This window comes from Pseudoalteromonas sp. TB51 (genome assembly GCF_000498055.1).
GTDB lineage: Bacteria > Pseudomonadota > Gammaproteobacteria > Enterobacterales > Alteromonadaceae > Pseudoalteromonas > Pseudoalteromonas atlantica.
Genome location: NZ_AUTO01000133.1, coordinates 1 through 1,421 on the forward strand (window position 1 = coordinate 1; position 1,421 = coordinate 1,421).

General features: G+C 39.1%; 4 protein-coding genes and 1 pseudogene. All 5 read left to right on the forward strand.

Features of this window, described 5'->3' with window-relative positions:
- A pseudogene (locus tag L650_RS23615) lies at window positions 1-104 on the forward strand (BAX inhibitor (BI)-1/YccA family protein); the annotation flags it as partial.
- Between the two features lie 55 nt (window positions 105-159).
- Window positions 160-513 (forward strand): sulfurtransferase complex subunit TusD, encoded by a 354-nt coding sequence (tusD, locus tag L650_RS0106910; RefSeq protein ID WP_029772642.1) that lies wholly within the window; start codon window positions 160-162, stop codon window positions 511-513.
- Window positions 510-866, forward strand: coding sequence for a sulfurtransferase complex subunit TusC (gene tusC / locus L650_RS0106915; RefSeq protein WP_029772643.1), 357 nt, complete (start codon window positions 510-512; stop codon window positions 864-866). The genes tusD and tusC overlap by 4 nt, the downstream gene beginning before the upstream one ends.
- A complete protein-coding gene (locus L650_RS0106920) occupies window positions 863-1,129 on the forward strand; it encodes a DsrH/TusB family sulfur metabolism protein (protein WP_029772644.1) in 267 nt (88 codons plus the stop codon). Before tusC ends, L650_RS0106920 begins: the two co-directional genes overlap by 4 nt.
- A gap of 3 nt (window positions 1,130-1,132) precedes the next feature.
- The coding region (locus L650_RS0106925) for a TusE/DsrC/DsvC family sulfur relay protein (protein ID WP_029772645.1) at window positions 1,133-1,421 on the forward strand (289 nt) is incomplete at its 3' end.

Consider the following 1,421-nt stretch of genomic DNA (forward strand, 5'->3'; position numbering starts at 1 on the left):
ATGGCGGCGAAACTAACTACATTCGCGCGACGGTCGCTCTATACTTAAACGTATATAACCTATTTACCTCTTTACTGCACCTTCTTGGCGCAAGTGATGACTAATTAAATAGTTCTGTTAAAATAGCCCCTTTATTGGGGCTTTTTTATTGGAATTGTTTTGGCGCGATTTGTTCTTTCTTTACATACTCCTCCTTCAGATCATGACTCTACGCAACGTATTATAAAGTTTGCGAATGCATGTTTAGCACAAGGCCACACCATAGATGCGATATTTTTGTATCAAAATGGGATTTATCACGCGTCAGCTCACTTTGAGCTAGCCTCTGACGAGCTGCAAATTCCTACGCAATGGCAACAACTTGCAGATAAAAACGTCAACTTAATGCTATGTATTACTGCAGCAGAAAAACGCGGCTTAAACACAAGCCAAACAGGTGTGTTTACTGTAGCCGGCCTTGCAGAATTTGCCATGCTAGTGAGTGATGCAGATAAATGGATACAGTTTAAATGAAAAACGTTTTAGTAATGAGCCAATCCAGCCCTTTTGATGAGCTTAATACCCGCGATGCCCTAGACATGTCACTGATATTTGCCGCAGTTGATCAAAATATTAGCTGGCTATTTAGCGGCCCTGCAGTGCTTGCTTTAAAACATAATCAATCAACACAGCAACTTGGTGTAAAAGATTTTTTTAAAAACATCAAAACGCTTGAAATCTATGAAGTAGAAAACATATATGTATGTGAAAAATCGTTACTCGATTATAACTTAAGCAAATCTCAATTAATTATTGATTCAACCAGCCTCAATTACACTGAGCAACAGCAGCTGATCGGCCAGCAAGACTTTGTGGTGAACCTATGAGTACATTACATATTTTTTCAAAGCCACTGGCTTATTACGACTCTACTCAGCTTGAAAACTTAATTAAAGGCACCGATAAAGTACTCCTTGTTGGTGATGCCTGTTATGCCGCTAAGCAGTATTTTCAATTAAACGATTCGCTATTGTTGCTTTTAGACGATGCGCAGGCACGAGCAGTTAAACTAAGCCCAGCCCAAACACTTATTAATTACGATGAGTTTGTTGCCCTTACTCTATCTACTAACCAATCTATTACCTGGTAATCCATGCTTGAATTTAATAATCAACAAATCGACACTGATAAACAAGGCTACTTGCTAGATTACACCTTGTGGACAAAAGAGTTAGCCCCCATTATCGCCGAGCAAGAAAACATTATCTTGAGCGAACAACACTGGGAAGTGATTAATTTTGTGCGCAATTTTTACTTAGAATATAACACCAGCCCAGCAATAAGAATGCTTGTTAAAGCCATGGCTAAAGCGCTTGGCGAGGACAAAGGCAATAGTATTTATTTGTATAAATTATTTCCCAAGGGGCCTGCAAAACAAGCCA